The sequence below is a fragment of the Nocardioides mesophilus genome (assembly GCF_014395785.1).
GTDB lineage: Bacteria > Actinomycetota > Actinomycetes > Propionibacteriales > Nocardioidaceae > Nocardioides_B > Nocardioides_B mesophilus.
Map to the genome: position 1 here is coordinate 1,909,503 of NZ_CP060713.1, position 24,215 is coordinate 1,933,717.

Annotated in this window: 19 protein-coding genes and 2 pseudogenes; 12 read left to right on the forward strand and 9 right to left on the reverse strand. The window is 71.7% G+C overall.

Annotated features, from left to right (window positions below):
* Window positions 1-61: 61 nt before the first annotated feature.
* On the reverse strand, window positions 62-760 hold the full coding sequence (locus H9L09_RS09015) for a GNAT family N-acetyltransferase (protein ID WP_187580279.1): 699 nt from the start codon (window positions 758-760) through the stop codon (window positions 62-64).
* Between the two features lie 131 nt (window positions 761-891).
* Between H9L09_RS09015 and H9L09_RS09020 the strand changes: the two genes are divergently transcribed.
* The 4 genes from H9L09_RS09020 to H9L09_RS09035 all read left to right on the forward strand — a co-directional run bounded on the left by H9L09_RS09020 (window position 892) and on the right by H9L09_RS09035 (window position 4,907).
* A complete protein-coding gene (locus tag H9L09_RS09020) occupies window positions 892-2,229 on the forward strand; it encodes an aminotransferase-like domain-containing protein (RefSeq protein ID WP_187580280.1) in 1,338 nt (445 codons plus the stop codon).
* Between the two features lie 94 nt (window positions 2,230-2,323).
* Window positions 2,324-3,283, forward strand: a complete 960-nt coding sequence (locus H9L09_RS09025) for a D-alanine--D-alanine ligase family protein (protein WP_187580780.1) — start codon at window positions 2,324-2,326, stop codon at window positions 3,281-3,283.
* Window positions 3,284-3,325: 42 nt separating this feature from the next.
* A complete protein-coding gene (locus H9L09_RS09030; protein WP_343065213.1) occupies window positions 3,326-4,081 on the forward strand; it encodes a lysophospholipid acyltransferase family protein in 756 nt (251 codons plus the stop codon).
* Window positions 4,082-4,100: 19 nt separating this feature from the next.
* Complete coding sequence (locus H9L09_RS09035) at window positions 4,101-4,907, forward strand: phosphotransferase (RefSeq protein WP_187580282.1); 807 nt, start codon at window positions 4,101-4,103, stop codon at window positions 4,905-4,907.
* A 251-nt stretch (window positions 4,908-5,158) separates the two neighbouring features.
* Here the strand turns inward: H9L09_RS09035 and H9L09_RS09040 are convergent.
* The 8 genes and pseudogenes from H9L09_RS09040 to rpmH all read right to left on the reverse strand — a co-directional run.
* Window positions 5,159-5,992, reverse strand: a pseudogene (locus H9L09_RS09040) (ParB/RepB/Spo0J family partition protein); the annotation flags it as partial.
* A gap of 485 nt (window positions 5,993-6,477) precedes the next feature.
* Complete coding sequence (locus H9L09_RS09045; protein WP_425491721.1) at window positions 6,478-7,443, reverse strand: ParA family protein; 966 nt, start codon at window positions 7,441-7,443, stop codon at window positions 6,478-6,480.
* Window positions 7,444-8,280: 837 nt separating this feature from the next.
* Window positions 8,281-8,892: a 16S rRNA (guanine(527)-N(7))-methyltransferase RsmG gene (gene rsmG / locus H9L09_RS09050; protein ID WP_246456378.1), complete on the reverse strand. Its 612-nt coding sequence runs from the start codon at window positions 8,890-8,892 to the stop codon at window positions 8,281-8,283.
* 68 nt (window positions 8,893-8,960) lie between these two features.
* Window positions 8,961-9,425, reverse strand: a complete 465-nt coding sequence (locus H9L09_RS09055; RefSeq protein WP_425491725.1) for a Jag family protein — start codon at window positions 9,423-9,425, stop codon at window positions 8,961-8,963.
* Between the two features lie 393 nt (window positions 9,426-9,818).
* Window positions 9,819-10,851: pseudogene (gene yidC, locus H9L09_RS09060) on the reverse strand (membrane protein insertase YidC).
* 28 nt (window positions 10,852-10,879) lie between these two features.
* Window positions 10,880-11,131 carry a membrane protein insertion efficiency factor YidD gene (gene yidD, locus H9L09_RS09065; protein ID WP_187580284.1) on the reverse strand — a complete coding sequence of 84 codons (252 nt, stop codon included), beginning with the start codon at window positions 11,129-11,131 and terminating at the stop codon, window positions 10,880-10,882.
* Window positions 11,128-11,475: a ribonuclease P protein component gene (gene rnpA, locus H9L09_RS09070; RefSeq protein ID WP_187580285.1), complete on the reverse strand. Its 348-nt coding sequence runs from the start codon at window positions 11,473-11,475 to the stop codon at window positions 11,128-11,130. Before rnpA ends, yidD begins: the two co-directional genes overlap by 4 nt.
* 21 nt (window positions 11,476-11,496) lie before the next feature.
* The gene (rpmH, locus tag H9L09_RS09075) at window positions 11,497-11,634 is read right to left on the reverse strand and encodes a 50S ribosomal protein L34 (RefSeq protein ID WP_187580286.1); all 138 of its coding nucleotides are present in this window, start codon (window positions 11,632-11,634) and stop codon (window positions 11,497-11,499) included.
* 547 nt (window positions 11,635-12,181) lie between these two features.
* On the opposite strand from rpmH, the gene dnaA reads away from it, so the two are divergent.
* From dnaA to H9L09_RS09115, 8 genes are all read left to right on the forward strand, one after another.
* Window positions 12,182-13,708: a chromosomal replication initiator protein DnaA gene (dnaA, locus tag H9L09_RS09080; protein WP_187580287.1), complete on the forward strand. Its 1,527-nt coding sequence runs from the start codon at window positions 12,182-12,184 to the stop codon at window positions 13,706-13,708.
* Window positions 13,709-14,201: 493 nt separating this feature from the next.
* Window positions 14,202-15,353, forward strand: coding sequence for a DNA polymerase III subunit beta (gene dnaN, locus H9L09_RS09085; protein ID WP_187580288.1), 1,152 nt, complete (start codon window positions 14,202-14,204; stop codon window positions 15,351-15,353).
* Window positions 15,354-15,401: 48 nt separating this feature from the next.
* Complete coding sequence (gene gnd / locus H9L09_RS09090) at window positions 15,402-16,319, forward strand: phosphogluconate dehydrogenase (NAD(+)-dependent, decarboxylating) (RefSeq protein ID WP_187580289.1); 918 nt, start codon at window positions 15,402-15,404, stop codon at window positions 16,317-16,319.
* Between the two features lie 7 nt (window positions 16,320-16,326).
* On the forward strand, window positions 16,327-17,487 hold the full coding sequence (recF, locus tag H9L09_RS09095) for a DNA replication/repair protein RecF (RefSeq protein WP_187580290.1): 1,161 nt from the start codon (window positions 16,327-16,329) through the stop codon (window positions 17,485-17,487).
* On the forward strand, window positions 17,477-18,055 hold the full coding sequence (locus H9L09_RS09100; protein ID WP_246456381.1) for a DciA family protein: 579 nt from the start codon (window positions 17,477-17,479) through the stop codon (window positions 18,053-18,055). The genes recF and H9L09_RS09100 overlap by 11 nt, the downstream gene beginning before the upstream one ends.
* 390 nt (window positions 18,056-18,445) lie before the next feature.
* Entirely contained in the window at window positions 18,446-20,560 is a 2,115-nt protein-coding gene (gyrB, locus tag H9L09_RS09105) for a DNA topoisomerase (ATP-hydrolyzing) subunit B (RefSeq protein WP_425491726.1), read from the forward strand.
* Window positions 20,561-20,776: 216 nt separating this feature from the next.
* Entirely contained in the window at window positions 20,777-23,494 is a 2,718-nt protein-coding gene (gyrA, locus tag H9L09_RS09110) for a DNA gyrase subunit A (protein WP_246456489.1), read from the forward strand.
* Window positions 23,494-24,174, forward strand: a complete 681-nt coding sequence (locus tag H9L09_RS09115) for a DUF3566 domain-containing protein (RefSeq protein ID WP_246456382.1) — start codon at window positions 23,494-23,496, stop codon at window positions 24,172-24,174. Before gyrA ends, H9L09_RS09115 begins: the two co-directional genes overlap by 1 nt.
* Window positions 24,175-24,215: the final 41 nt, after the last annotated feature.

Here is a 24,215-nt window from a genome sequence, read left to right on the forward strand (position 1 = left end):
GCCGGCGCCTCGACCTCCACCCGGCCGGCGCCTGGACCTCCACCCGGCCGGCGCCTGGACCTCAGCCCGGCGGGCGCTTCGACCTCGGCTCGAACGACGGCCGGGCCGGCGTCGGGTGCCGCACCGGCCGGACCGCCCCCAGCAGCCGCTCCAGCGCCGACTCCACCTCGCTGCGCCAGGTCACCGCGGACTTCACCTCCAGGCGCATCCGGGGGTAGCGCGGATGCGCCCGCTGGGTCTTGAAGCCGACCCGCAACAGGTACTCCGCCGGCAGCACGCACCGGTCGTGGGCAGCGGCGGGCTCCCCGGTCGCACCGGCGCCGCGCGCGGGGGCCCGGGTGTCGCCGAAGGCCTCCACCGCCCGGATCCCGCCGCGCTTGACCAGGTCCTTGACGACGCCCTGCATCAGCATCCGGCCCAGCCCGCCGCCGGCGTACTGCGGGAACACGCACGCGGTCGAGAGCAGCACCGCGTCCTCCCCCGGCGGCGCCGTCGGCATCGCGGCCGCACCCGGCAGGAAGGGTGGCGGTGCGTAGACCACGAAGCCGGCCGCGTCCCCGTCGACGTAGAGCACCCGGCCGCACGAGCCCCACTCCAGCAGCACCCGCGAGAGCCAGGCCTCCTTCTCGGCGGCGGCGTCGCCCGCCGCCACCGCGCGGGCCCGCTGCACCGGGTCGAGCTCCCAGCACACGCAGCTGCGGGCGCTCTCGGGCAGGTCGGCGAGGGTGTCCAGGGTGAGCCGGGCCAGCCGCCGGCTCATGGATGCTCCCCAGAGCCGCCTCGCGCACCTGAGCGCGAGGAGATGTCAGCGCGGAGTCCCATGTCGTGGCCCCCTGTCCGGGGAGTTACGGGTGATGCTTCATCCTAGAGACGCCCCCCGAGGAGTGGTTGATGTCCAGCGAGAACCCGCCCAGCGGCCGCCAGGTGCGCCGCGCCGGCAGCACGCGCCTCGACAGCTACGTCGACCGGTACGCCGCGCGCACCCAGGGCATGACCGCCTCGGAGATCCGGGCGCTGTTCTCGGTGGCCAGCCGGCCCGAGGTGGTCTCGCTCGCCGGTGGCATGCCGAACATCTCCGGGCTCCCCCTCGACGTGGTCGCCCAGGCGCTGCACGACCTGGTGAGCGAGCACGGCACCACCGCGATGCAGTACGGCTCCGGCCAGGGCGACCCCGTGCTGCGCGAGCAGATCTGCGACGTGATGCGGCTGGAGGGGATCGAGGCTCACCCCGACGACGTCGTGGTCACCGTCGGCTCCCAGCAGGCGGTGGACCTGGTCACCCGGATCTTCTGCGACCCCCACGACGTGGTGCTCTGCGAGGCCCCGTCGTACGTCGGTGCGCTCGGCGTGTTCCGGGCCTACGAGTGCGACGTGGTGCACGTCGAGATGGACCGGGACGGCCTGGTGCCCTCCGCGCTGCGCGACGCGATCGCGACCTGCCGGGCGCAGGGCCGCCGGATCAAGTTCCTCTACACGATCCCGAACTTCCACAACCCGGCCGGAGTCACCCTGAGCGCGGCGCGGAGGGCGGAGGTCCTCGAGATCTGCCGCGAGGCCGACGTGCTGGTGCTCGAGGACAACCCCTATGGCCTGCTCGGCTTCGACCAGGAGCCGATCCGCGCGCTGCGCGCCGACGAGCCGGACGGGGTGATCTACCTCGGGTCGTTCTCCAAGACCTTCGCCCCGGGCTTCCGGGTTGGCTGGGTGCTCGCCCCGCACGCGGTCCGGGAGAAGCTGGTGCTGGCCCAGGAGTCCGCGACGCTCTGCCCGCCGGCGTTCTCGCAGATGGCCGTGTCGGCGTACCTCACCCAGCACGACTGGCAGGGGCAGATCAAGCAGTTCCAGGAGATGTACCGCGAGCGCCGCGACGCGATGATCGACGCGCTCGAGGACATGATGCCGGCGGCGTCGCGGTGGAACGTCCCGGCGGGCGGCTTCTACGTCTGGCTCACCCTGCCCGACGGGCTCGACGCCAAGGCGATGCTGCCCCGCGCGGTCACCGCGCGGGTGGCCTACGTGCCGGGGACCGCGTTCTTCGCCGACGGCTTCGGGGCGCAGAGCATGCGGTTGTCCTACTGCTACCCGACGCCGGAGCGGATCCGTGAGGGCGTGCGGCGGCTGACCGGGGTCATCGAGGACGAGCTCGAGCTGCGGGCGACCTTCGGGACCGTCCGCGGTGCCCTGGACCACCAGCGGGGCTACGAGGCCCCCAACACCGACCTCAGCTAGGAGCGCCCCGGTGTCCGACTCACCCGCCCCCCGTCCTGACGCACCCGCCGCTCCCGCCTCCGGCGCCCGGCCGGCCGGGTCACGTCCCGCCGCGCTGCCGGACTCGCCCCGGGTGCTGGTGCTCGCCGGCGGCCTGTCCCACGAGCGCGACGTCTCGCTCCGTTCGGGCCGGCGGGTCGCCGAGGCGCTGCGCGACGCCGGGGTCGAGGTGGAGGAGCGCGACGTCGACGCCGGCCTGCTGCCGCTCCTCGCCGGGCACCGGCCCGACTGCGTGGTGCCGCTGCTGCACGGCGAGACCGGCGAGGACGGTGCGCTGCGCGAGGTGCTGGAGCTGGTCGGGGTGCCCTACCTCGGCGCCCGGCCCGACGCCTGCCGGGTCGCCTTCGACAAGCCGGTCGCCAAGGCGATCGCGGCCCGTGCCGGCCTGCTCACACCGGCCTCGGTGGCGCTCCCGCACGAGACGTTCCGCGAGCTCGGGGCGGCCGCTGTCATGGACGCCCTGGTCGCGGCGCTCGGACTGCCGCTGATCGTGAAGCCCACCCGTGGGGGCTCCGCGCTCGGCTGCTCGGTCGTGCGCAGCGCCGAGGCGCTCGCCCAGGGCATGGTGGACGCGTTCGCCTACGGCACCACGGCGCTCGTGGAGCGGTTCATCGAGGGCGACGAGGTCGCCGTGGCCGTCGTCGACACCGGGGACGGGCCGCGCGCGCTGCCCCCGGTGCAGATCGAGCCCGACGGCGGGGTCTACGACTACACCGCCCGCTACACCGCCGGCAGCACCGAGTTCGTCGTGCCCGCCAAGCTCAGCGACGCCGTCGCGGCCGAGGTCGCCCGGGTCGCGGTCACCGCCCACGAGGCGCTCGGGCTGAGGGACCTGTCGCGCTCCGACCTCATCGTCGACGCGGACGGACGGGTCTGGTTCCTCGAGGTGAACGTGGCCCCGGGGCTCACCGAGACATCGACGGTGCCGTTGTCGGTCCAGGCCGCCGGGCTCGACCTCGGAACACTGGTCGCGGACCTGGTGACCCTGGCCATCGACCGCGGGCCGGCCGACTGACAGGATCACCTCGTGCGAGACATCACCTACCCCCCGATCATCGTGACGGCTAAGCTGGCCTTCCGGGCCCTCGGCCTGCGCTTCCAGATGACCGGCACCGAGCGGATCCCTCGCACCGGCGGCGCGCTGCTGGCGGTCAACCACATCTCCTACGTCGACTTCGTGCTGGGTGGCTTCGCGGCCAACCCCTCGGGCCGGCTGGTCCGGTTCATGGCCAAGCGCGAGCTGTTCGACCACCGCTGGACCGGGCCGCTGATGCGCTCGCTGCACCACATCAACGTGGACCGTGCGGACGGCATCGCCTCCTACGAGCAGGGCGTCCGCTACCTCCGGGAGGGCGAGATCGTCGGGATCTTCCCCGAGGCCACGATCTCCCGCTCGATGGAGATCAAGGAGCTCAAGACCGGTGCCGTGCGGATGGCCGCCGAGGCCGGCGTACCACTGATCCCGGTGATCCTGTGGGGCACGCAGCGGATGATGACCAAGGACCACCCCCGCGACTTCTCCCGCGGCAAGACCATCGCGATCACGGTCGGCGAGCCGCTGCACCCCACCGGGGAGCACCCTGCCGCCGAGACCGCCGAGCTCCGGGACACCATGGCGGCGCTGCTCGACGAGACGATCCGGGCCTACCCCGCCGGCGAGCAGCCGCCCGGGTCCTGGTGGCTTCCGGCTCGGTACGGCGGCAGCGCGCCCACCCCCGAGGAGGCGCTGGAGCTCGACGCCCGGGAGAAGCGCGAGCGCGCCGAGCGTCGTGCCCGGCAACGTGCGGAGCGCGCTGCCAAGAAGGCGCGCTGACCACCCGCAGGCTGGACGCGTGCACACCCACCGTCTGACGATGGACGCGGACGTCGTGCGCAAGCAGTTCGTGTCCTGGAGCCGGGGGGAGGCGGACCGGGAGTGGACGGGACTGGTCACGCTCTCGCGCCATGCCCCGGGACTGGTGCCTGAGCCCCTCGAGCGGTACCTCCAACCAGGGGGTGCGCCTGTCATCGTCATGTCGCGGCTGCCGGGCACGCCGCTCGGCGCGTCGCGCCTGAGCCTGGCGCAGGTCCGCGCCCTGGCCGTCGCGCTGCGCCGTCTGTTCGCCGTCCCCGCAGGCCGTGAGCTGCCGGAGCGTGCCCTGGGCGCGTCGACCATGCGCGCGCAGGTCCGCGGTGACCTGGCAGCCGACCCGCAGCTCAGCGCGTGTCGCGACCCCGCGCTGGTGGCGCAGGCGCTGGCGCTGGCGCGGGAGTGGCTCACCCTCGCGGATTCGCTCGACGACGGCTCAGCCGACACGGTGCCGGCCCTCGGGGACGGCAACCTCGGCAACGTGCTCTGGGACGGAACGAGGTGCCGCCTCGTCGACTTCGAGGAGTTCGGGATCTCCTCGGTGGCCTACGAGGTGGCCGACCTCGTCGAGCACGTGTCGTCGCGGCTGCGCCGCCTCCTCGATGTCGACCTGCTTCTCGAGGAGCTGCACCTCGACGCGCGTGAGCGAGCACGGCTGACCGACTGCCGACGGCTCCTGGCGATCTTCTGGCTGGTGATGCTGCTCCCGGGGAATCGCGGGTTCCGCCGCAACCCCGCCGGCTGCACCGAGGACCAGGCAGACCACGTGATCGGCCTGCTCAACGCTTGAGCACCGGCGTCCGGCGGCCCTGGTGCTCTCCGCAGCCTGATCGGAGCAACAACACCGTCCGCTCCTTGTCGCTTTATTGACTTATCGCTTTGTCGATAAATACGTTCATCGATGAACCGACCGGCATGTGCAGCCTCGTTGTCGCGGTACCGAAGGCCAGCATGTGCGAGCCATCGCCGGCGGATGGGTCGACACGGTATGTGTCGTCCGCGGCGGACGGCTCGGGACGGTTCGCGGCCGCCCCAAGCGGGTCAGGACGGCTCGGAGCCGCCCGCTTCGGGGGGATCCATGATCGCCACGATGCGCTCGAGGTCGGGCAGCGAGGCGAACTCGACGGTGATCTTGCCCTTGGACCGACCGAGGTCGACCTTGACTCGGGTCTCGAGGCGGTCCGAGAGCCGTTCGGCGAGGTCCGCGAGCGCCGGGGCCGTCGGCTTGTTCCGGCGCACTGCCGGCCTGCCGTTGCCACCCAGGTCGCCGACGGCGACGATCTCCTCCAGGCCGCGCACCGAGATGCCCTCGGAGACCACGCGTCCGGCGAGCCGGTCCTGGGTCTCTCCGTTCTCGACGGCCAGCAGCGCGCGGGCGTGTCCGGCCGACAGCACCCCGGCGGCGACCCGACGCTGCACCGCCGGCGAGAGTCGGAGCAGCCGGATCGTGTTGCTGATCTGCGGTCGGCTGCGGCCGATCCGGGTGGCCAGCTCCTCGTGGGTGCAGGAGAAGTCGTCGAGCAGCTGCTGGTAGGCCGCGGCCTCCTCGAGCGGGTTCAGCTGGGACCGGTGCAGGTTCTCCAGCAACGCGTCCCGGAGGAGGGCGTCGTCGTCGGTCTCCCGCACGATCGCGGGGATGGCGTCGAGCCCGGCCTCCTGGGTGGCCCGCCAGCGGCGCTCACCCATGATCAGCTCGAAGCGACCCTCGCCCACGGCGCGGACGACGACCGGCTGGAGCAGCCCTACCTCCTGGATGGAGTGGACCAGCTCGGCCATCGCCTCCTCGTCGAACACCTGACGCGGCTGGCGGGGGTTCGGGCTGATCGAGCCCACGGCCAGCTCGGCGAAGTAGGCACCCTCGACCGGGCGCAGCTCGACGGAGCCGTCGAGGACGGCGCCCTCGGACCGGCCCGCGCTCGCGCCGTCGGCCGGCTGTGCGTCCTGGCCAGCAGCACGCTCACCTTCGTGGGCGTGGTCGACGCCGTCAACCCCGTCGAGGCGATCGAGGCGGTCGACAGGCTCCGCGGGGGGCTCGACGCGGTCGACACGGTCGGAGTCGTCGCCGCCGCCGTCACCGCCGTGGCTGCGCCCCTGCTCCGTGCGGTCATCGGCGCGTGCGTCGGGGTCGGCGGGGGTCGGCCCGGCTGAGCCGTCGGATGCGCCGCGCTCGTCGGTCCCGGAGGCGTCGACCTCTCCCGGCGCGCCGAAGGACCCGCGGCCCGGCGTCTGAGCGTCCCGGTCGCCCTCGCCGCCGGCCCCGGCACCCCAGCCACCGTCCGGCTGACCCTCGGGCCGCGGTGCCGTGGGGATCAGCGAACCGAGGCCCCGGCCGAGACCTCGTCGTTGCTGCGGCTTCTGCGTCACTGCGATCCTCCTCGGCCCTGCCCACCGGTCCACCCGATACCGCTGCTGGGAGCGGTCGGGGCATTGCTGTCCTCGTGTCCATCGGCGACGACGGCCCGTAACGCCATCTCCCGGGCCGCCTCGAGGTAGCTCAACGCCCCTGGTGAGCCCGGATCGTAGGTCATCACGGTCTGGCCGTAGCTCGGCGCCTCGGAGATGCGCACGGATCGGGGGATCGCCGTGGGAAGCACCTGCGGCCCGAAGTGCGTCCGAACCTCCTCGGCGACGCCCGCGGAGAGGCGAGTGCGAGCGTCGTACATGGTGAGCAGGATGGTGGAGACGCTCAGGCCCGGGTTGAGGTGTGCCTTCACCATCTCCACGGTCTCCAGCAGCTGACCGAGACCTTCGAGGGCGTAGTACTCGGCCTGGATCGGGATCAGCATCTCCTCGCCCGCGACGAGGGCGTTGAGGGTGAGCAGCCCCAGGGACGGCGGGCAGTCGATGAGCACGTAGTCGAAGCGGTCGTCCTCCTCGCTCCACACCTGGGGGTGTCCGACCAGCGCCCTGCGAAGCCGGTTCTCCCGGGCCACCAGGCTGACCAGCTCGATCTCGGCGCCCGCGAGGTCGATCGTCGCCGGCACCACGAACAGGCCCTCGATCTCGGGCGAGGGCTGCACGACGTCCTTCAGGGGCACGCCCTCGACGAGCGCGTCGTAGACCGACGGCGTGCCGCGGTGGTGCTCGATCGCCAACGCGGTGGAGGCGTTCCCCTGCGGGTCCAGGTCGATCACCAGGACCCGGAGGCCGTGCTGCGCCAGGGCGGCCGCGACGTTGACGGTGCTCGTCGTCTTGCCGACCCCACCCTTCTGGTTCGCCACCACCATCACCCGCGTGCGGCCGGGCCGGGGCAGCGGTGCGGAGATCCGGAGTCCACGTCGGACGAGAAGCTCGTGCTCCACGGAGCGGGCGAGCGGAGTCGACACGTCCGCAGCCTCCGACGCGACCGAGGCGACGTCGGCTGCCGTCCGGAACGGCGTCCCGGGAGCCGGGTGCGGCCCGAACCGCGCGGCGGCGTCGAGGGCGGAGGGGTGCCGAGGAGCAGGCTTCTGCGCGGGCGCCACAGGCGGGGCCTCCAGGGGGGTCGGGCGGGGCGGTGCGGACGAGGGGGTAACGGGACCGGGAACCGATGTTTCACGTGAAACAACGTCCGTCAGGGCGCCGGCAGGAGCATCGACAACTCCGCCGGTGGGTCCCGCCTTCCGCACGATCTCCTGCACAACGTGCGCCGGCCGCGTGTCCGTTTCACGTGAAACAGGCGGTGCTGCGTGGTCGGCGACCGGTGCATCTGCACGAGGCGAGGCGCTTGGGAGGACATCCTGGCGCTCCCCATCCACCGGTTCTTGTGGACGAACCTGTGGATCCTGTGGACGCAGGGGGTCGTTCGCACCCTTTGCGGCGTCCTCGTCCACAGCGCGGGGGGCATCCACCGGATCGCCGCGACGGTCGTCGTCGCTGGAACCGGACAGATCGCTCTCCTCGCCCACATCGGACTGTTGGCCGGAGGAGTGGCCGGTCCGCGCCGTCGTGAGCGTCGGCCAGCCCAGCCCGGGAACGGTCGTGGCGGCACCCGGCCGCTCGGCACCGCCGACCTCGCTCGGCTCAGACCCGCCGAAGCTCCCTGTCGCGGTATCGATCCCGGCCGGCCACCCCAGTCCGGGGACCACGCTGACACCGGGGCGCGCAGGCGAACTCACGAGGCAGGCTCCTTCACAGCGGGCTGCCGCTGGTGCGGCGAAGACACGGGGGTGCGCGGAGCCAACCTAACCGCCAGCACCGACCACTGCCACTCTGACCAGCGTGGTGACGGGCTCGACCACGCCCGTCCCTGCCTGCAGCACCTCAGGCTCGCCCGGCCCGTACCTGCGCAATCGGCGCAGCTCGCGCGCGGCGGCCTCGATCTCGCCGGCGGCGGAGGAGCCCTTCATGGCCAGCATCATCCCGCCCGGCGAGACCAACGGCACGCACCAGGTGAGCAGCCGACCCAGGGGAGCCACGGCGCGCGAGGTGACCACGTCGAAGTGACGGGTGCCGAGCAGCTCCTCAGCGCGCGCCCGGGTGACCACGACGTTGTCCAGGTCCAGGGCGGCGACGACCTCCTCCAGGAAGGACGTACGCCGCAACAGGGGCTCGACCAGCGTCACGGTCAGGTCCGGACGGGCGATCGCGATGACCAGGCCCGGCAGCCCTGCTCCGGAGCCGACATCGGCGACGGTGACGCCCCGCGGGATCCGCTCGTGGACCACCGCGCAGTTCAACAGGTGGCGCTCCCACAGCCGGGGCGCCTCCCGCGGTCCGATCACCCCGCGCACGACCCCCTCGGTGGCCAGAAGTCGGCAGAACTCCTCGGCGAGCGGCAGACGGGAGCCGAACACCCCCTGCGCCTCGGCCGGCGCAGGGGGTGTTTCACGTGAAACATCGTCCGGGGACGAGGTGGATCCGCTCACGCCGGACGGACGACCACGTAACGTCGCGGCTCGACGCCCTCGGAGTCCGAGATCAGCCCGGCCTCCGCCACGGCGTCGTGGACGACCTTGCGCTCGAAGGGAGTCATCGGCGACAACGAGACCGGTTCCCCGGTCTCCTTGACCTGGGCCACGGTTTCGGCCGCCAGCGCCTCGAGGCGGGACCGCTTGTTGGCGCGGTGGCCGGCGATGTCCAGCATCAACCGCGAGCGCTCTCCGGTCTCGCGGTAGACCGCCAGCCTGGTCAGCTCCTGCAGCGCCTCGAGCACCTCGCCGTTGCGACCGACGAGCATGCTCAGGTCCCCACCGACGAGGGAGACCGAGGCGCGGTCGCCTTCGACGTCCATGTCGAGATCGCCGTCCAGGTCGGCGATGTCGAGAAGCTCCTCGAGGTAGTCGGCAGCGATGTCGCCCTCCTGCTCGAGCTGCTCCAGCCGGGCCACGTCGGGGCTGCCGGCGGACGTCGAGTCCTCGGGCGATCCCTCCTCGGCGTCCTGGTCCACCGAGTCGCCGGCATCGCCGTCCTCCGGGGTGTCCTCGTCCTCCGGGGTGTCCTCGGCGGCATCCTCGTCCTCCGGGGCCGCACTCTCCGGCTCCGGGGACTCCGTAACGGCGCCCGTCTGGTCGGGCTGGTCGGTCGGCTCGTCCGCGTGCTCGGTGCTGCCGGGGACGCTGTTGGTCTCGTCGCTCACGTCGTACTCCTGCGGTTCGGTTCACGAAAGGTTCAGGGGGAGCCGTTCGGCAGCTCCGGTGCGGCGGCCTGCCCGGCCGGGTGCTCGCGTTCCGGTGCGACCCGGTCGCGCCGTGCCCGGCTGCTCGCGCGCCGGGCCAGGGGCTCAGCCCGTGGCGGGTCCGGGCTCCGGCTCGTCGCGGCGCGCCGTGCCGTCGCCGGGCTTCTGGCTGCCCGGCTTGCGCGGCGGGGCGGTCTTCTTCTTGCGCTGGCTGCGGGTCTGCTTCTTGGGCTGCTGCCGCGCTGGTGTCGGGGGGATGGACGGACCGGCCGTCCCGGTGCCCGCCTCGGTCGCGGTCGCTCCGGTGGACCCTCCGGCCTCGGCGGCCGGGGGGCGATGCCCTTGCGCTGGGCCTTGCGCGCGACGCGCTCCTCCTTGGCACGGAACGCAGCGGTGTTCGGCGCCGGGTTGTTGCGGATCACGTAGAACTGCTGGCCCATCGTCCAGAGGTTCGAGGTGGTCCAGTAGATGAGCACACCGATCGGGAAGGCGATGCCGCCGACCGCGAACACCAGCGGCAGGATGTAGAGCAGCATCTTCTGCTGCTGGGCGTAGGGCCCGGTCATCGCGTCGGCCGGCATGTTCTTGCTCATCAGCTGGCGCTGGGTGAGGAACGTCGTCGCCGTCATCGCGACCACCAGGAACGCCGCCAGGATCCGGACCGCGACGTCGACGTCGGTGCCGGTGAACCGGTCGGCGATCTGCGCCCCGAACCAGGTCGCCTGGCTCAGGGAGTCCACCTGGTCCTGGGTGAGGACACCGCGGATGTTGCCGTTCGCCGCCTGGTTGATCAGCCGGAAGAGCGCCAGGAAGATCGGCATCTGCACGATCAGGGGAGGCAGGAGGCGAACGGGTTGGTGCCCGTCTCCTTGTAGAGCTTCATCGTCTCCTGGGCCAGCCGCTCCCGGTCGTGGCCGTACTTCTTCTGCAGCTCGCGGGCCTTCGGCTGGATCAGCTGCATGTTCCGGCTCGACTTGATCTGCTTGACGAACAGCGGGATCAAGGCAGCCCGGATCACCAGGGTCAGGCCGACGATCGAGAGCACCCAGGCCCAGCCCGAGTCCGCGCCCAGGATCGGACTCAGCGCGCGGTGGAAGCCGGACAGGATGACCGAGGTGATCCAGTACAGCGGCGCCATGATCGCGCCGCCGACAGTGGAGAGAAAGTCAAGCACTCAGGCTCCTCGAGTCTGGTGGAGAAGTCGGTTTCGGGGGGACCGGGTCGTAGCCTCCGGCGGCCCACGGGTGGCAGCGGCCGAGCCGGCGTACGGCGTACCAGCTGCCCCGCAGGCTGCCATGCACCGTGATCGCCTCGAGCGCGTAGGCCGAGCAGGAGGGGTGATAGCGGCAGACCTGGCCGTACAACGGGCTGATCAGCAGCCGGTAGAGCCGCAGGAAGCCGATCAGGAGGTACTTCATGAACGTGCCAGGGCGCGGGAGAGTGCCCGGTCGAGATCGGCGCCCAGCTCGGCGTACGTCGCCGTCGCGCTCGGCGGCAACGCCCTGACCACGAGCACAGCAGAACCCGGGAGCAACGAGAGTCGCTCCCGGGTCAGGTGTCGGAGACGGCGCTTCACCAGGTTGCGGGTGACCGCGGAGCCCACCGCCTTGCTGACGACGAAACCCACCTGCGGCGACGTGCCCGCGTCCGGAGCCGCGACGTGCAGGTGCACGACGAGGGTCCGGGTGCCGGCCCGCCGACCGCGACGGATCGCCGGAGCGAACAGCAGACCCGAGGTCAGCCGATGCTCCCGCGTCAGCACGGGGCGGTCATGCGATCGGGTTCAGACCGACAGGCTCTGGCGGCCCTTGCGGCGGCGCGCGGAGAGGATCGAGCGGCCTGCGCGGGTGCGCATCCGCAGGCGGAAGCCGTGCACCTTGTGACGGCGGCGGTTGTTCGGCTGGTACGTACGCTTGCTCACGAGCAGTTCTCCGTGTGTCGGGAGTGGACAGGTCTCGGGGACCGGATAAAGTCGGCTGGCACCGCCCACCCGCGGGGTCTGCCTGCGGCGATCTGCGGGCGGACCCGAACGCCATGACCAGGCTGGTCATCCGTGGACATGCGGCACCGGTCGACATACCGGTCCGACCGCCCAACGGTACGGCGGCTCAGCCGGGGGGTCAAACCGGGGCGGCCGTCCCCCGAAAGCGCCGTAGCCTGTGGACAACCGCTTGATCCACAAGCGGCCGACTTGTTAGCGTCACCCCGGTCCCGAGTTCCCCTCGAGGCGCGCTCTTCGGTCTCCCCTCGGTGCAGCATCGCGCCCCCCGGGGACCGCTCTTCCCGCCGCTACGCGGTCGGTTTCCTGACCGGGTCGACGACGGAGCGCGGCTGCGGGTTCCCCGGCTCGGCGCCCCCGGACAGTGGTGGGGGCAGGATGCACAGCCTGTGGACAACTGTGTGGAACAAGCGGGCTCACCGCCCGCTCCGACACCATCCCGGCCCCTCTCGGCCGGCTCAGAACGGGAATGGGACACCGCGTGGACGACTTCTCGCAGACCGCTGGCGATCAGGGCGGCGAGCCGGCGAGCGCGCCGGTCGTCGAACTGGACACGGTCTGGCGGCACCTCGTCGAGGACCTGCCGCCCAACCAGCGCGCCTGGCTCACCGCCAGCCAGCCGGTGACGCTGCACGAGCAGACCGCGATCATCGCGGTCGCCGACGACTTCACCCGCAACCAGCTCGAGGGCCGGCTGCGGACCCGCTTGGAGGACGCCCTCGGGCACGCCTTCGGCCGGCAGATCCGGATCGCCGTCACCGTGGACCCGGACCTGGAGAGCTCCGACCGGGCGTCGCTGCGCCCCTCGGACAGCGGGGCCATCGACCCGCCGACCACCCGCGACACCCACCGCCCGGGCGGCGGGATGGACCACCAGAACATCGACATGTCGACAAATCCACTTGATCGACCCACGCCGTACACCAGCGAGGCGAACCGGAAACCCGGCAGCGCCCTGGAGACACGCCTCAACCCGAAGTACATCTTCGAGACCTTCGTCATCGGTTCCTCGAACCGGTTCGCGCACGCCGCGGCGGTCGCGGTGGCCGAGGCACCGGGCAAGGCCTACAACCCGCTGCTGATCTACGGCGACTCCGGACTGGGCAAGACCCACCTGCTGCACGCGATCGGCCACTACGTGCGCAGCCTCTTCAACGGGGCCCGGGTCCGCTACGTGAGCTCGGAGGAGTTCACCAACGAGTTCATCAACGCGATCCGCGACGACAAGGCGGCCACCTTCCAGCGCCGCTACCGCGACGTCGACGTCCTGCTCATCGACGACATCCAGTTCCTCGAGGGCAAGATCCAGACGCAGGAGGAGTTCTTCCACACGTTCAACACCCTGCACAACGCGAACAAGCAGATCGTGATCACCTCCGACCGCGCCCCCAAGCGGCTCGAGGCGCTCGAGGACCGGCTCCGCAACCGCTTCGAGTGGGGCCTGATCACCGACGTGCAGCCGCCCGACCTCGAGACCCGGATCGCCATCCTTCGCAAGAAGGCCGCCACCGAGCGGATGACCGCTCCGCCGGACGTGCTGGAGTTCATCGCCAGCAAGATCCAGACCAACATCCGCGAGCTCGAGGGTGCCCTGATCCGTGTGACCGCCTTTGCCAGCCTGAACCGGCAGCCGGTCGACCTGACGCTCGCCGAGATCGTGCTCAAGGACCTGATCCCCGAGGGCGGCGAGCCGGAGATCACCGCCGCGCTGATCATCGCCCAGACCGCCGCCTACTTCGGCCTCTCCATCGACGACCTCTGCGGCTCCAGCCGGAGCCGGGTCCTCGTCACGGCCCGGCAGATCGCGATGTACCTCTGCCGCGAGCTCACCGACCTCTCGCTGCCCAAGATCGGCCAGCAGTTCGGCGGCCGCGACCACACCACCGTCATGCACGCCGACAAGAAGATCCGTCAGCTGCTCGCGGAGCGTCGCAGCGTCTACAACCAGGTCACCGAGCTGACCAACCGGATCAAGCAGCAGGCCCGCCAGTCCTGATTCTCGACCCCGGTCCCGGTCCCGGAACCACAAGAAGCTGCCTGGGGAGCGGGCTGTGCGGAATTGTCGTTCTGCCGTGCACGGCCTGTGGACGACTGGGGGTACGCCGCCACCCGGCCGCCGTCCGACCACAGCCGCCCAAGGTTGTGCACCCTGTGTCCACAGGGCAGCCGGACGGGCAAACCAGGTCTGACCTGCGCAGACAAGGGTTGTCCACAGTATCCACCGCTCCTGTGAAGACGATGAGTCTCTCCATGTCCCCCTCCCCCATCAACTCCTCGATGCGCCCCACCCTGGGGACAACCGCCCGGGACGAGCCGGATCGGGGCACGGCCGCACCGGCGGACGAACCACAACTTCACCCCTCTCGCTGTCGTCTGCTCCCCGGGCGTGGCAGGATGCTCACCCCCGGGACGGCACGCCCTTCGTGTGATTCCGCCGCAGCTGTCGACAGCCGTCCGGGTCGCAAGTCACCGCAGGAGGCGAACCACCCGTGAAGTTCCGCGTCGAACGCGACGTCCTGGCCGATGCCGTCGCGTGGGCGGCCCGCAGCCTGCCCGTGCGCCCGAGCGCACCGGTGCTCGCCGGGCTGCTCATCGAGACCACCTCGCTCGACGGCGACGGGCTCTCGCTGTCGAGCTTCGACTACGAGACCTCGGCCCGCGCGACCCTGCCGGCCGACGTGCTCGAGGAGGGCCGGGCGCTGGTCTCCGGCCGGCTGCTCGCCGACATCTGCCGCTCGCTGCCCAACAAGCCGGTGGAGATGTCGGTCGAGGGCTCCAAGGTCTCGCTGACCTGCGGCAGCGCCCGGTTCAGCCTGCAGACGATGCCCGTGGAGGAGTACCCCTCCCTCCCGGACATGCCGCAGGCCAGCGGCACCGTGCGCAGCGACGTCTTCGCCAACGCCGTCGCCCAGGCGGTGACCGCCGCCGGCCGCGACGACATGCTCCCGGTCCTCACCGGCGTCCGGATCGAGATCGAGGGCTCCGACCTGGCGCTGCTCGCCACCGACCGGTTCCGGCTCTCGCTGCGCGAGCTCGGCTGGGACCCGGCCGCCACCGACGCCAGCGCGGCCGCGCTGGTGCCGGCCAAGGTGCTCGCCGACACCGCCAAGTCGCTGACCGCCGGCGTCGAGGTCACGATCGCCCTCTCCGGCAGCGGCCAGGGCGAGGGGATCATCGGCTTCGAGGGCTCGGCCGGGGGCGGCGTCCGCCGTACGACGACCCGGCTCCTCGACGGGGAGTTTCCCAAGGTCCGCACCCTGTTCCCGAGCGAGCAGCTCACCGTCGCCCGGGTCGACCGGGCCACCCTGGTCGAGGCCGTCAAGCGGGTGTCGCTGGTCGCCGAGCGCAACACCGCGGTCCAGCTCGCGTTCGCCGACGGGGTGCTCACGCTCGACGCCGGCAGCGGCGACGAGGCGCTGGCCACCGAGCAGATCGACGCCTCGATCACCGGCGACGACCTGACCACCGGCTTCAACCCGCAGTTCCTGCTCGACGGCCTCACCGCCATCGAGGCGCCGGTGGTGGAGCTGGCCTTCACGCAGGCCTCCAAGCCGGCCGTAATGGCGGGCGTGGACAGCCTCGACGGCGAGGCGGACCTCTCCTTCCGCTACCTGCTGATGCCCCGGCGTCTGCTGTCCTGAGCCGGGCGTAGGCTCGCGACGACCAGCAGTGCGCATGGGAGGAGAGGCATGGAGCTCGGACTGATCGGCTTGGGCAAGATGGGCGGCAACATGCGCGAGCGGATCCGCCGCGCAGGCCACACCGTCGTCGGCTTCGACCGCAACCCCGACGTCAGCGACGTCGACAGCATGGAGGCCCTCGTCGAGGCGCTGCCCTCGCCGAGGGTGGTCTGGGTGATGGTGCCCTCGGGCGAACCCACCCAGAAGACCGTCGAGGCGCTCGGCGACCTGCTCGACGAGGGCGACATCGTCATCGACGGCGGCAACTCCCGCTGGACCGACGACATCGCCCACGCCGACCTGCTCGCCGAGAAGGGCATCGGCTTCGTCGACTGCGGCGTCTCCGGCGGCATCTGGGGCCTGGAGAACGGCTACGCGCTGATGGCCGGCGGCGACCCGGCCCACATCAAGACCGTCCAGCCGATCTTCGACGCCCTCAAGCCGCCCGGCGAGTTCGGTTGGGTGCACGCCGGCAAGGTCGGCGCGGGGCACTTCTCCAAGATGGTCCACAACGGCATCGAGTACGCCCTCATGCAGTCCTACGCCGAGGGCTGGGAGCTGCTGCAGAAGGCCGACATGGTGGACAACGTCACCGAGGTCTACCGCTCCTGGCGCGAGGGCACGGTCATCCGCTCCTGGCTGCTGGACCTGCTGGTAGCCGCCCTCGACGAGGACGAGGCGCTGGCCGGCATCCGTGGCTACGCCGAGGACTCCGGCGAGGGCCGCTGGACGGTCGAGGCCGGCATCGAGCACGCCGTGGCCACCCCGGCCATCACCGCCGCGCTCTACGCCCGGTTCGTCTCCCGCCAGGACGACAGCCCGGCGATGAAGGCGGTCGCGGCGATGCGCAACCAGTTCGGCGGCCACGCGGTGCACACCGACGCCCCGCCCAAGACCAGCGACACCCCCAGCACGCCCGGAGGCTGAACCGCCGGTGCACGTCGTCCACCTGTCCCTGCACGACTTCCGGTCCTACGCCACCGCCGAGGTCGCGCTCGGGCCGGGCGTGACCGCCTTCGTCGGGCGCAACGGGCACGGCAAGACCAACCTGGTCGAGGCGGTCGACTACGTCGCGCGGCTCTCCTCGCACCGGGTGGCCGGCGACGCCGCGCTGGTCCGGTTCGGGGCCGAGCGGGCGGTGGTCCGGCTGGCCGTGGTGCGCGACGAGCGGCAGGCCGTGCTCGAGGTGGAGATCAACCCCGGCAAGTCCAACCGCGCCCGGATCAACCGGTCGCCCCTGCCCCGGGCCCGCGAGATCCTCGGCATGGTCCGCACCGTGCTCTTCTCCCCCGAGGACCTGACCCTGGTCAAGGGCGACCCGGGCGACCGGCGCCGGTTCCTCGACGACCTGCTGGTGCAGCGTGCCCCGCGGTACGCCGGCGTCCGCTCGGACTACGACCGGGTCCTCAAGCAGCGCAACACGCTCCTCAAGACGGCCGGCCTGGCTCGCCGCGGCGGCCCCGGGAGCAGCCGCGGCGAGTCGGCCCTGGCCACCCTCGGGGTCTGGGACTCCCACCTGGCCCGCACCGGCTCGGAGCTGCTCGCGGCCCGGATCGCGCTGGTGGAGGCGCTCAAGCCGCTGGTCGGGACCGCCTACGAGGCGGTCGCCCGCGGCGCCACCCGTGACGATGCGACGCTGGAGTACCGCCCCTCCTTGGAGCTGCCGGAGCACGAGCCGCAGGCCCCGGACCGGGCGGTGCTCGCGGCGGCGCTGCTCGCCGAGGTGGAGCGCCGCCGCGACGACGAGCTCGACCGCGGGATCAGCCTGGTGGGCCCGCACCGCGACGAGCTGGCGCTGAGGCTCGGCCCGTTGCCGGTCAAGGGCTACGCCAGCCACGGCGAGTCCTGGTCCTTCGCGCTGGCGCTCCGACTCGCTTCCTACGACCTCCTCCGCGCGTCCGGCGACGACCCGATCCTGATCCTCGACGACGTCTTCGCCGAGCTCGACACCGAGCGGCGCGAGCGGCTCGCGGAGCTGGTGGCCGGCGCCGAGCAGGTGCTGGTCACCGCGGCCGTGCCCGAGGACCTGCCGCGGGCCCTCGACGGGGTGCGGGTCGACGTGGTCGAGGGGCAGGTGGGCGCCCGTGTCGAGTGAGCAGGAGCCCCAACCCCCGGAGCCGCCGCTCCTGCCGGCGCCGATGCCGCCGGCCGGCGAGGAGCACGACGACGCCGGGCTCGACCTCGCCCGGAGCATCGCCCGCGGGATGGCCGGCACCCGGCGTACGACCAAGAAGAAGTACCCCGCCCGCCCGGGCAGCCGCCCGGCGCGCTCGGACCCGAAGGCCTCCGGCGCGCACCCCGACGACCGCGACCCGCAGCTGCTCGACAGCACGATCGGGCGGCTGATCGCCGACCAGGGCTGGGCGACCGACGTCCGGGTGCACGGCGTCTTCACCCGCTGGGAGCACCTGGTCGGCGCCGAGGTGGCCCAGCACTGCACGCCCGAGGGGTTCGACGACGGCAAGCTCGTCGTCCGCACCGACTCCACCGCCTGGGCCACCGAGATGAAGCTGCTGGCGCCCACGGTGCTGCGCCGGCTGAACCAGGAGCTCGGCGACGGCACGGTCCGGATCATCGACGTCACCGGGCCCCGGTTGCCGCACTGGAAGAAGGGCCGGCTCTCGGTGCGGGACGGGCGCGGCCCTCGCGACACCTACGGCTGACCTGCCGGCGATCCCGCCGACGACCCGGGTGTCCGCACAGGCCGCTGTGCAGCGATCTGGACGGCGTCCCCCGGTATGGGGACTAGAAACCGCCCCTGCCAAGCCCTCCAATGGCCGTTGGCGGGCCGGGAATCGATGTTTCTCGCGCTCCGACCCCCCGAATCCGACGGTGGACAACCCGGATACAAGCCTCCCACGGGGTATGATGGACGGTGAGGTCGCTCCCCTCCGGGGGTCGACCTTCGCCATGCGAGCCCGGTCCCGGCGCGCGCGTGGAGCTCCGACCCCGAACGCGAAGGATGGCTTGTGGCCGACCAGCCCAGCTCTGAGACCGACACCCCCTCCGCCGACCCCGTCACGGCGGCCGACCCGGACGGCCGGACGCCAGCGGTGGCCGACGGCGCCGCCGCCCCCGACGGCCAGGCCCACTCGGTCGCCGACACGGCTGCGGCCCTGGCTCCCGCCGGCTCCTCCCACGCGGTCGAGGAGGGCAAGTACGACGCCTCCGCCATCCAGGTGCTCGAGGGGCTCGAGGCGGTCCGCAAGCGCCCGGGCATGTACATCGGCTCCACCGGGGAGCGCGGCCTGCACCACCTGATCTGGGAGGTCGTCGACAACTCCGTCGACGAGGCGCTCGCCGGCTACTGCGACCGGATCACCCTGACCCTGCTCGCCAACGGCGGGGTCCAGGTCGAGGACAACGGCCGCGGCATCCCCACCGACATCCACCCCACCGAGGGGATCCCCGCGGTGACGATGGCGCTGACGATGCTGCACGCCGGCGGCAAGTTCGGCGGCGGCGGCTACAAGGTGTCCGGCGGTCTGCACGGCGTCGGCGTGTCCGTGGTCAACGCGCTGAGCGCCCGGGTCCAGGTCGACGTGCGCAACCGCGGCTACCACTGGCGGCAGACGTTCAGCATCGGCGAGCCGGACGGCCCGCTGCAGCAGCTCGAGGCCACCGAGGAGACCGGGACGACGATCACGTTCTGGCCCAACCCGGACATCTTCGAGACGACGACGTACTCCCTGGAGACGATCACCCACCGGATCCGCGAGATGGCCTTCCTCAACAAGGGCCTCGAGATCGTGGTGCGCGACGAGCGGCCCGAGGCCGGCGAGATCGCCGAGGCGGTCGAGGACGAGACCGTCTCCGACGAGGTCGACCAGGGCCCCGACGACATCCGCGGCGTCGAGGGCGGGGTGCTCGAGCAGCGGTTCCGCTACGACCGCGGCCTGATCGACTACGTCGAGCACCTCAACCGGCGCAAGGACAAGGCCAACCCCAGCGTCATCTCCTTCGAGGCCGAGCAGAACGAGGCCGGCATGAGCCTCGAGGTCGCGATGCAGTGGAACACCACCTACACCGAGTCGGTGCACACCTTCGCGAACACCATCAACACCCACGAGGGGGGCACCCACGAGGAGGGCTTCCGCTCGGCGCTGACCTCGCTGGTGAACAACTGGGGCGAGGAGTGGGGCCTGGTCAAGAAGAAGGAGGACCGGGTCTCCGGCGACGACATCCGCGAGGGCCTCACCGCGATCATCTCGATCAAGCTGGGCGAGCCGCAGTTCGAGGGCCAGACCAAGACCAAGCTCGGCAACACCGAGGCCAAGGGCTTCGTGCAGCGCGTCGTCAACGAGGCGCTCGGCGAGTGGCTGGAGAAGAACCCGGCCGAGGGCAAGGACATCATCCGCAAGGCGCAGGCCGCCGCGTCCGCGCGGATGGCGGCCCGCAAGGCCCGCGACCTGGCCCGCTCCCGCAAGGGCCTGCTCGGCGGCGGCGGACTGCCCGGCAAGCTCTCGGACTGCCAGTCGACGAACCCGGCCGAGTGCGAGGTGTTCATCGTCGAGGGCGACTCCGCCGGCGGCTCCGCCCGGCAGGGACGGGACCCGCGGATCCAGGCGATCCTGCCGATCCGCGGCAAGATCCTCAACGTCGAGAAGGCCCGCATCGACAAGGTCCTCGGCAACACCGAGGTGCAGGCGATCATCTCCGCCCTCGGCACCGGGATCCACGAGGAGTTCGACCTCGCCAAGCTGCGCTACCACAAGGTGGTGCTGATGGCCGACGCCGACGTCGACGGCCACCACATCAACACGCTGCTGCTGACGCTGCTGTTCCGGTTCATGAAGCCGCTGATCGAGCACGGGTTCGTCTACATGGCGCAGCCGCCGCTCTACCGGCTGCGCTGGAACAAGCCCCACGAGCACGAGTTCGTCTACTCCGACGCCGAGCGCGACGCGCTCATGCGCGACGGGATCGAGCAGGGCAAGAAGCTGCCCAAGGAGAACCCGGTCCAGCGCTACAAGGGTCTCGGTGAGATGAACGCCGAGGAGCTGTGGGAGACCACGATGAACCCGCAGCAGCGGCTGATGCTGCAGGTCACCCTCGACGACGCCGCGCAGGCCGACGAGATCTTCTCGATCCTCATGGGCGAGGACGTCGAGCAGCGGCGCTCCTTCATCCAGCGCAACGCCAAGGACGTCCGGTTCCTTGACATCTGATCTCCGCTTCAGCGCGGCGGACGTACGCCGTCCCCGGTCGCTCGGGCGGCGCGTCGGCTCCGCCGCCGCGGCCGAGCCCGTTGACGCTCCCCGTGCACGACGTACGCCTGCCGCCCCCGGCAACTGACCACTGACAAGGACTGACACGTGACTGACACGCCGACCGAGGTGCCGGACCCGCGCGGGCGGATCGAGCCGATCGAGCTGCAGACCTCCATGCAGCGCGCCTACATCGACTACGCGATGGCGGTGATCGTCGGCCGCGCGCTGCCCGACGTGCGCGACGGGCTCAAGCCGGTGCACCGCCGGGTGCTCTACGCCATGTTCGACGGCGGCTACCGCCCAGACCGCGGCTTCTCGAAGTGCTCGCGCGTCGTCGGCGACGTCATGGGTCAGTACCACCCGCACGGCGACTCCGCGATCTACGACACCCTGGTCCGGCTCGCCCAGCCGTGGGTGATGCGCGCGCCGCTGATCCACGGCCAGGGCAACTTCGGCTCGCCGGGCAACGACGCGGCCGCCGCGATGCGGTACACCGAGTGCCGGATGGCGCCGCTGGCCCTGGAGATGGTCCGCGACATCCAGGAAGAGACCGTCGACTTCCAGCCGAACTACGACGGCCGCTCCCGCGAGCCGGTCGTGCTGCCCGCGCGGTACCCGAACCTGCTGGTCAACGGCTCGGCCGGGATCGCGGTCGGGATGGCCACCAACATCCCGCCGCACAACCTGCGCGAGATCGCCGACGGCGCCCAGTGGGCGCTCGAGCACCCGGACGCCACCCGCGAGGAGCTCCAGGACGCCCTGATCGAGCGGGTCCACGGCCCCGACTTCCCGAACGGCGCTCTGATCGTGGGCCGGCAGGGCATCGAGCAGGCCTACCGCACCGGCCGCGGCTCGATCGCCCAGCGCGCGGTCATCGAGATCGACGAGGACAGCAAGGGCCGGACCTGCCTGAGCATCACCGAGCTGCCCTACATGGTGAACCCGGACAACCTCGCGCTCAAGATCGCCGAGCTCGCCGACAGCGGCCGGATCCAGGGCATCGCCGACGTCCGGGACGACTCCTCGGGCCGCACCGGCCAGCGCCTGGTGGTCGTGCTCAAGCGCGACGCGGTCGCGCGGGTGGTGCTGAACAACCTGCTCAAGCACACCGAGCTGCAGACCAACTTCTCCGCGAACATGCTGGCCCTGGTCGACGGCGTGCCCCGCACGCTGACCATCGACCAGTTCATCAGCAACTGGGTCACCCACCAGATCGACGTCATCCAGCGGCGCACCCGGTTCCGGCTTGCCGAGGCCGAGCGCCAGGCCCACATCTACCGCGGCCTGGTCAAGGCGCTCGACGCGCTCGACGACGTGATCGCGCTGATCCGGCGCTCGCCCGACGCCGACGAGGCCCGCGAGGGCCTGATGCAGCTGCTGGAGATCGACGAGATCCAGGCCCGCGCGATCCTCGACATGCAGCTGCGGCGGCTCGCGGCGCTGGAGCGGCAGGCGATCATCGACCGCCTGGCCGACCTCGAGCGGATCATCGCCGACCTCGAGGACATCCTGGCCAACGAGACCCGGCAGCGCCAGATCATCTCCGACGAGCTCGCCGAGGTCGTCGAGAAGTACGGCGACGAGCGCCGCAGCCAGATCATCCCCGCGGACGGCGACCTCTCGATGGAGGACCTGATCCCCGACGAGGAGCTGGTCGTCACGATCACCCGCGGCGGCTACGCGAAGCGGACCCGCGCGGACCTGTACCGCACCCAGAAGCGCGGCGGCAAGGGCGTGCGCGGCGCCACCTTGAAGGGCGACGACGTCGTCGAGCACTTCATGGCGACCAGCAACCACCACTGGCTGCTGTTCTTCACCACCGCCGGACGGGTCTACCGGACCAAGGCCTACAACCTCCCGGAGACCTCCCGCGACGCCAAGGGCGGCCACGTCGCCGGGCTGCTCTCGTTCCAGCCCGACGAGAACATCGCCCAGGTGCTCGCGATCCGCGACTACGAGCAGGCGCCCTACCTGGTGCTGGCCACCCGCAACGGGCTGGTCAAGAAGACCCGGCTGGCCGACTACAACAGCCCGCGGCAGGCCGGCGTGATCGCGATCAACTTCCGCGAGGACGACGACGAGCTGATCGGCGCCGAGCTGGTGGGCGAGGACGACCACGTGCTGCTGGTCTCCCGCAAGGGCCAGGCCATCCGGTTCCCCTCCGGCGACATGCGTCCGATGGGCCGCGCCACCTCCGGCGTCACCGGCATGAAGTTCCGCAACGGCGACTCGCTGCTGTCCATGTCGGTGATCCGCGCCGAGCAGGTCGCTGCCGAGGAGGCCGCGGAGGCGCGCGCCACCGAGGCCGGCCAGTCCCTCGAGGACGGTCACCTGCCCGACGTGGTCGAGCAGTACGTCTTCACCATCACCGACGGCGGCTTCGCCAAGCGGACCCGGATCTCGGAGTACCGCCTGCAGTCCCGCGGCGGCCTCGGTATCAAGGCGATGAAGCAGGACGACGACCGCGGCACCATCGTCGGCGCGTTCATCGTCGTCGAGGGCGACGAGGTGCTGGCGATCAAGCAGTCCGGCCAGGTCACCCGCAGCGCGATCGACGACAACCTGCGCCCGACCGGTCGCGACACCAAGGGCGTGAAGTTCGTCGGGGTCAGCTCCGGCGACCTCGTCGCCCAGGTGGCGCGCAGCGTCGAGCGGGCTCCCGAGATCGAGGAGGCTGCCGAGGAGGCGGAGGAGGCCGTGATGGCCGAGGTCGCCGAGCAGGCCGCGGCGGCGGAGCGGCCGGTCACGGTCGCGGAGGACTCCGACGCCGACGGGGCCGCCGTACCTCCGACCCTGGCCGGGGATGCGACAATCGAAGCCGACCGGGATCTCACCGAGGACCCGGAGCAGGCAGCTGACCGTGATGTCGACGGGGAGACCGAGGAGTCCTGATGGCAGACCGACGTGCCGACGACACGCCGCTGGCGCCGCGACGATCGCTGGGCCGTCCCGCCGAGGACGGCGCGCCCGAGGCCCGAGTGCCGTTCTCCCAGCGGATGTCGGCCGCGGTCGCCGCGGCCGGGAGCGCCGTGCAGCAGGCGGCCTCCCCGGGAGGCGAGGGCCGTACGTCGGGTGAGTCCGGCCGGTCCGGTGGCGCCGCGACCCAGACGACCCAGGCCGTCCCGGGCGGTCCGCGCCGCTCCGAGCCGTCCGGCGGCGCGGAGACGACGGGGTCCCGAAGCGGGGTCCGGCCCCGCGGCACCCGGCGGGCGCGGCTGCGGCTGGTGCACCTCGACCCGTGGTCGGTGATGAAGACCTCGTTCCTGCTCTCCATCGCCTTCGGCATCGTCACGGTGGTCTCGGTCGCGGTGGTCTGGGGGGTGCTCGGCGCGGCAGGCGTGTGGGACTCGATCAACTCCACCGTCACCGACGTGATCGGCAGCAACTCCTCGACCACGTTCGACGTCCAGGACTACCTCGGCACCAGCCGGGTGCTCGGCTTCACGATGATCGTGGCCGTGGTGGACGTCATCCTGATCACCGCGATCGCGACGCTCGGGGCGTTCCTCTACAACCTCGCCGCGGCACTGCTCGGCGGCCTCGAGGTGACGCTCGCCGAGGACGACCACTGAGTCGTCGGGCCGGCACCGCCCTCGGTTTGGGCGGCGCCGAG

Coding starts and splice junctions, on each gene's coding strand:
- H9L09_RS09015 (WP_187580279.1), bottom strand. CDS start 760: ATGAGCCGGCGGCTGGCCCGGCTCACCCTGGACACCCTCGCCGACCTG.
- H9L09_RS09020 (WP_187580280.1), top strand. CDS start 892: ATGTCCAGCGAGAACCCGCCCAGCGGCCGCCAGGTGCGCCGCGCCGGC.
- yidD (WP_187580284.1), bottom strand. CDS start 11,131: ATGAAGTACCTCCTGATCGGCTTCCTGCGGCTCTACCGGCTGCTGATC.
- dnaA (WP_187580287.1), top strand. CDS start 12,182: ATGGGACACCGCGTGGACGACTTCTCGCAGACCGCTGGCGATCAGGGC.
- gnd (WP_187580289.1), top strand. CDS start 15,402: ATGGAGCTCGGACTGATCGGCTTGGGCAAGATGGGCGGCAACATGCGC.
- gyrA (WP_246456489.1), top strand. CDS start 20,777: ATGCAGCGCGCCTACATCGACTACGCGATGGCGGTGATCGTCGGCCGC.
- H9L09_RS09115 (WP_246456382.1), top strand. CDS start 23,494: ATGGCAGACCGACGTGCCGACGACACGCCGCTGGCGCCGCGACGATCG.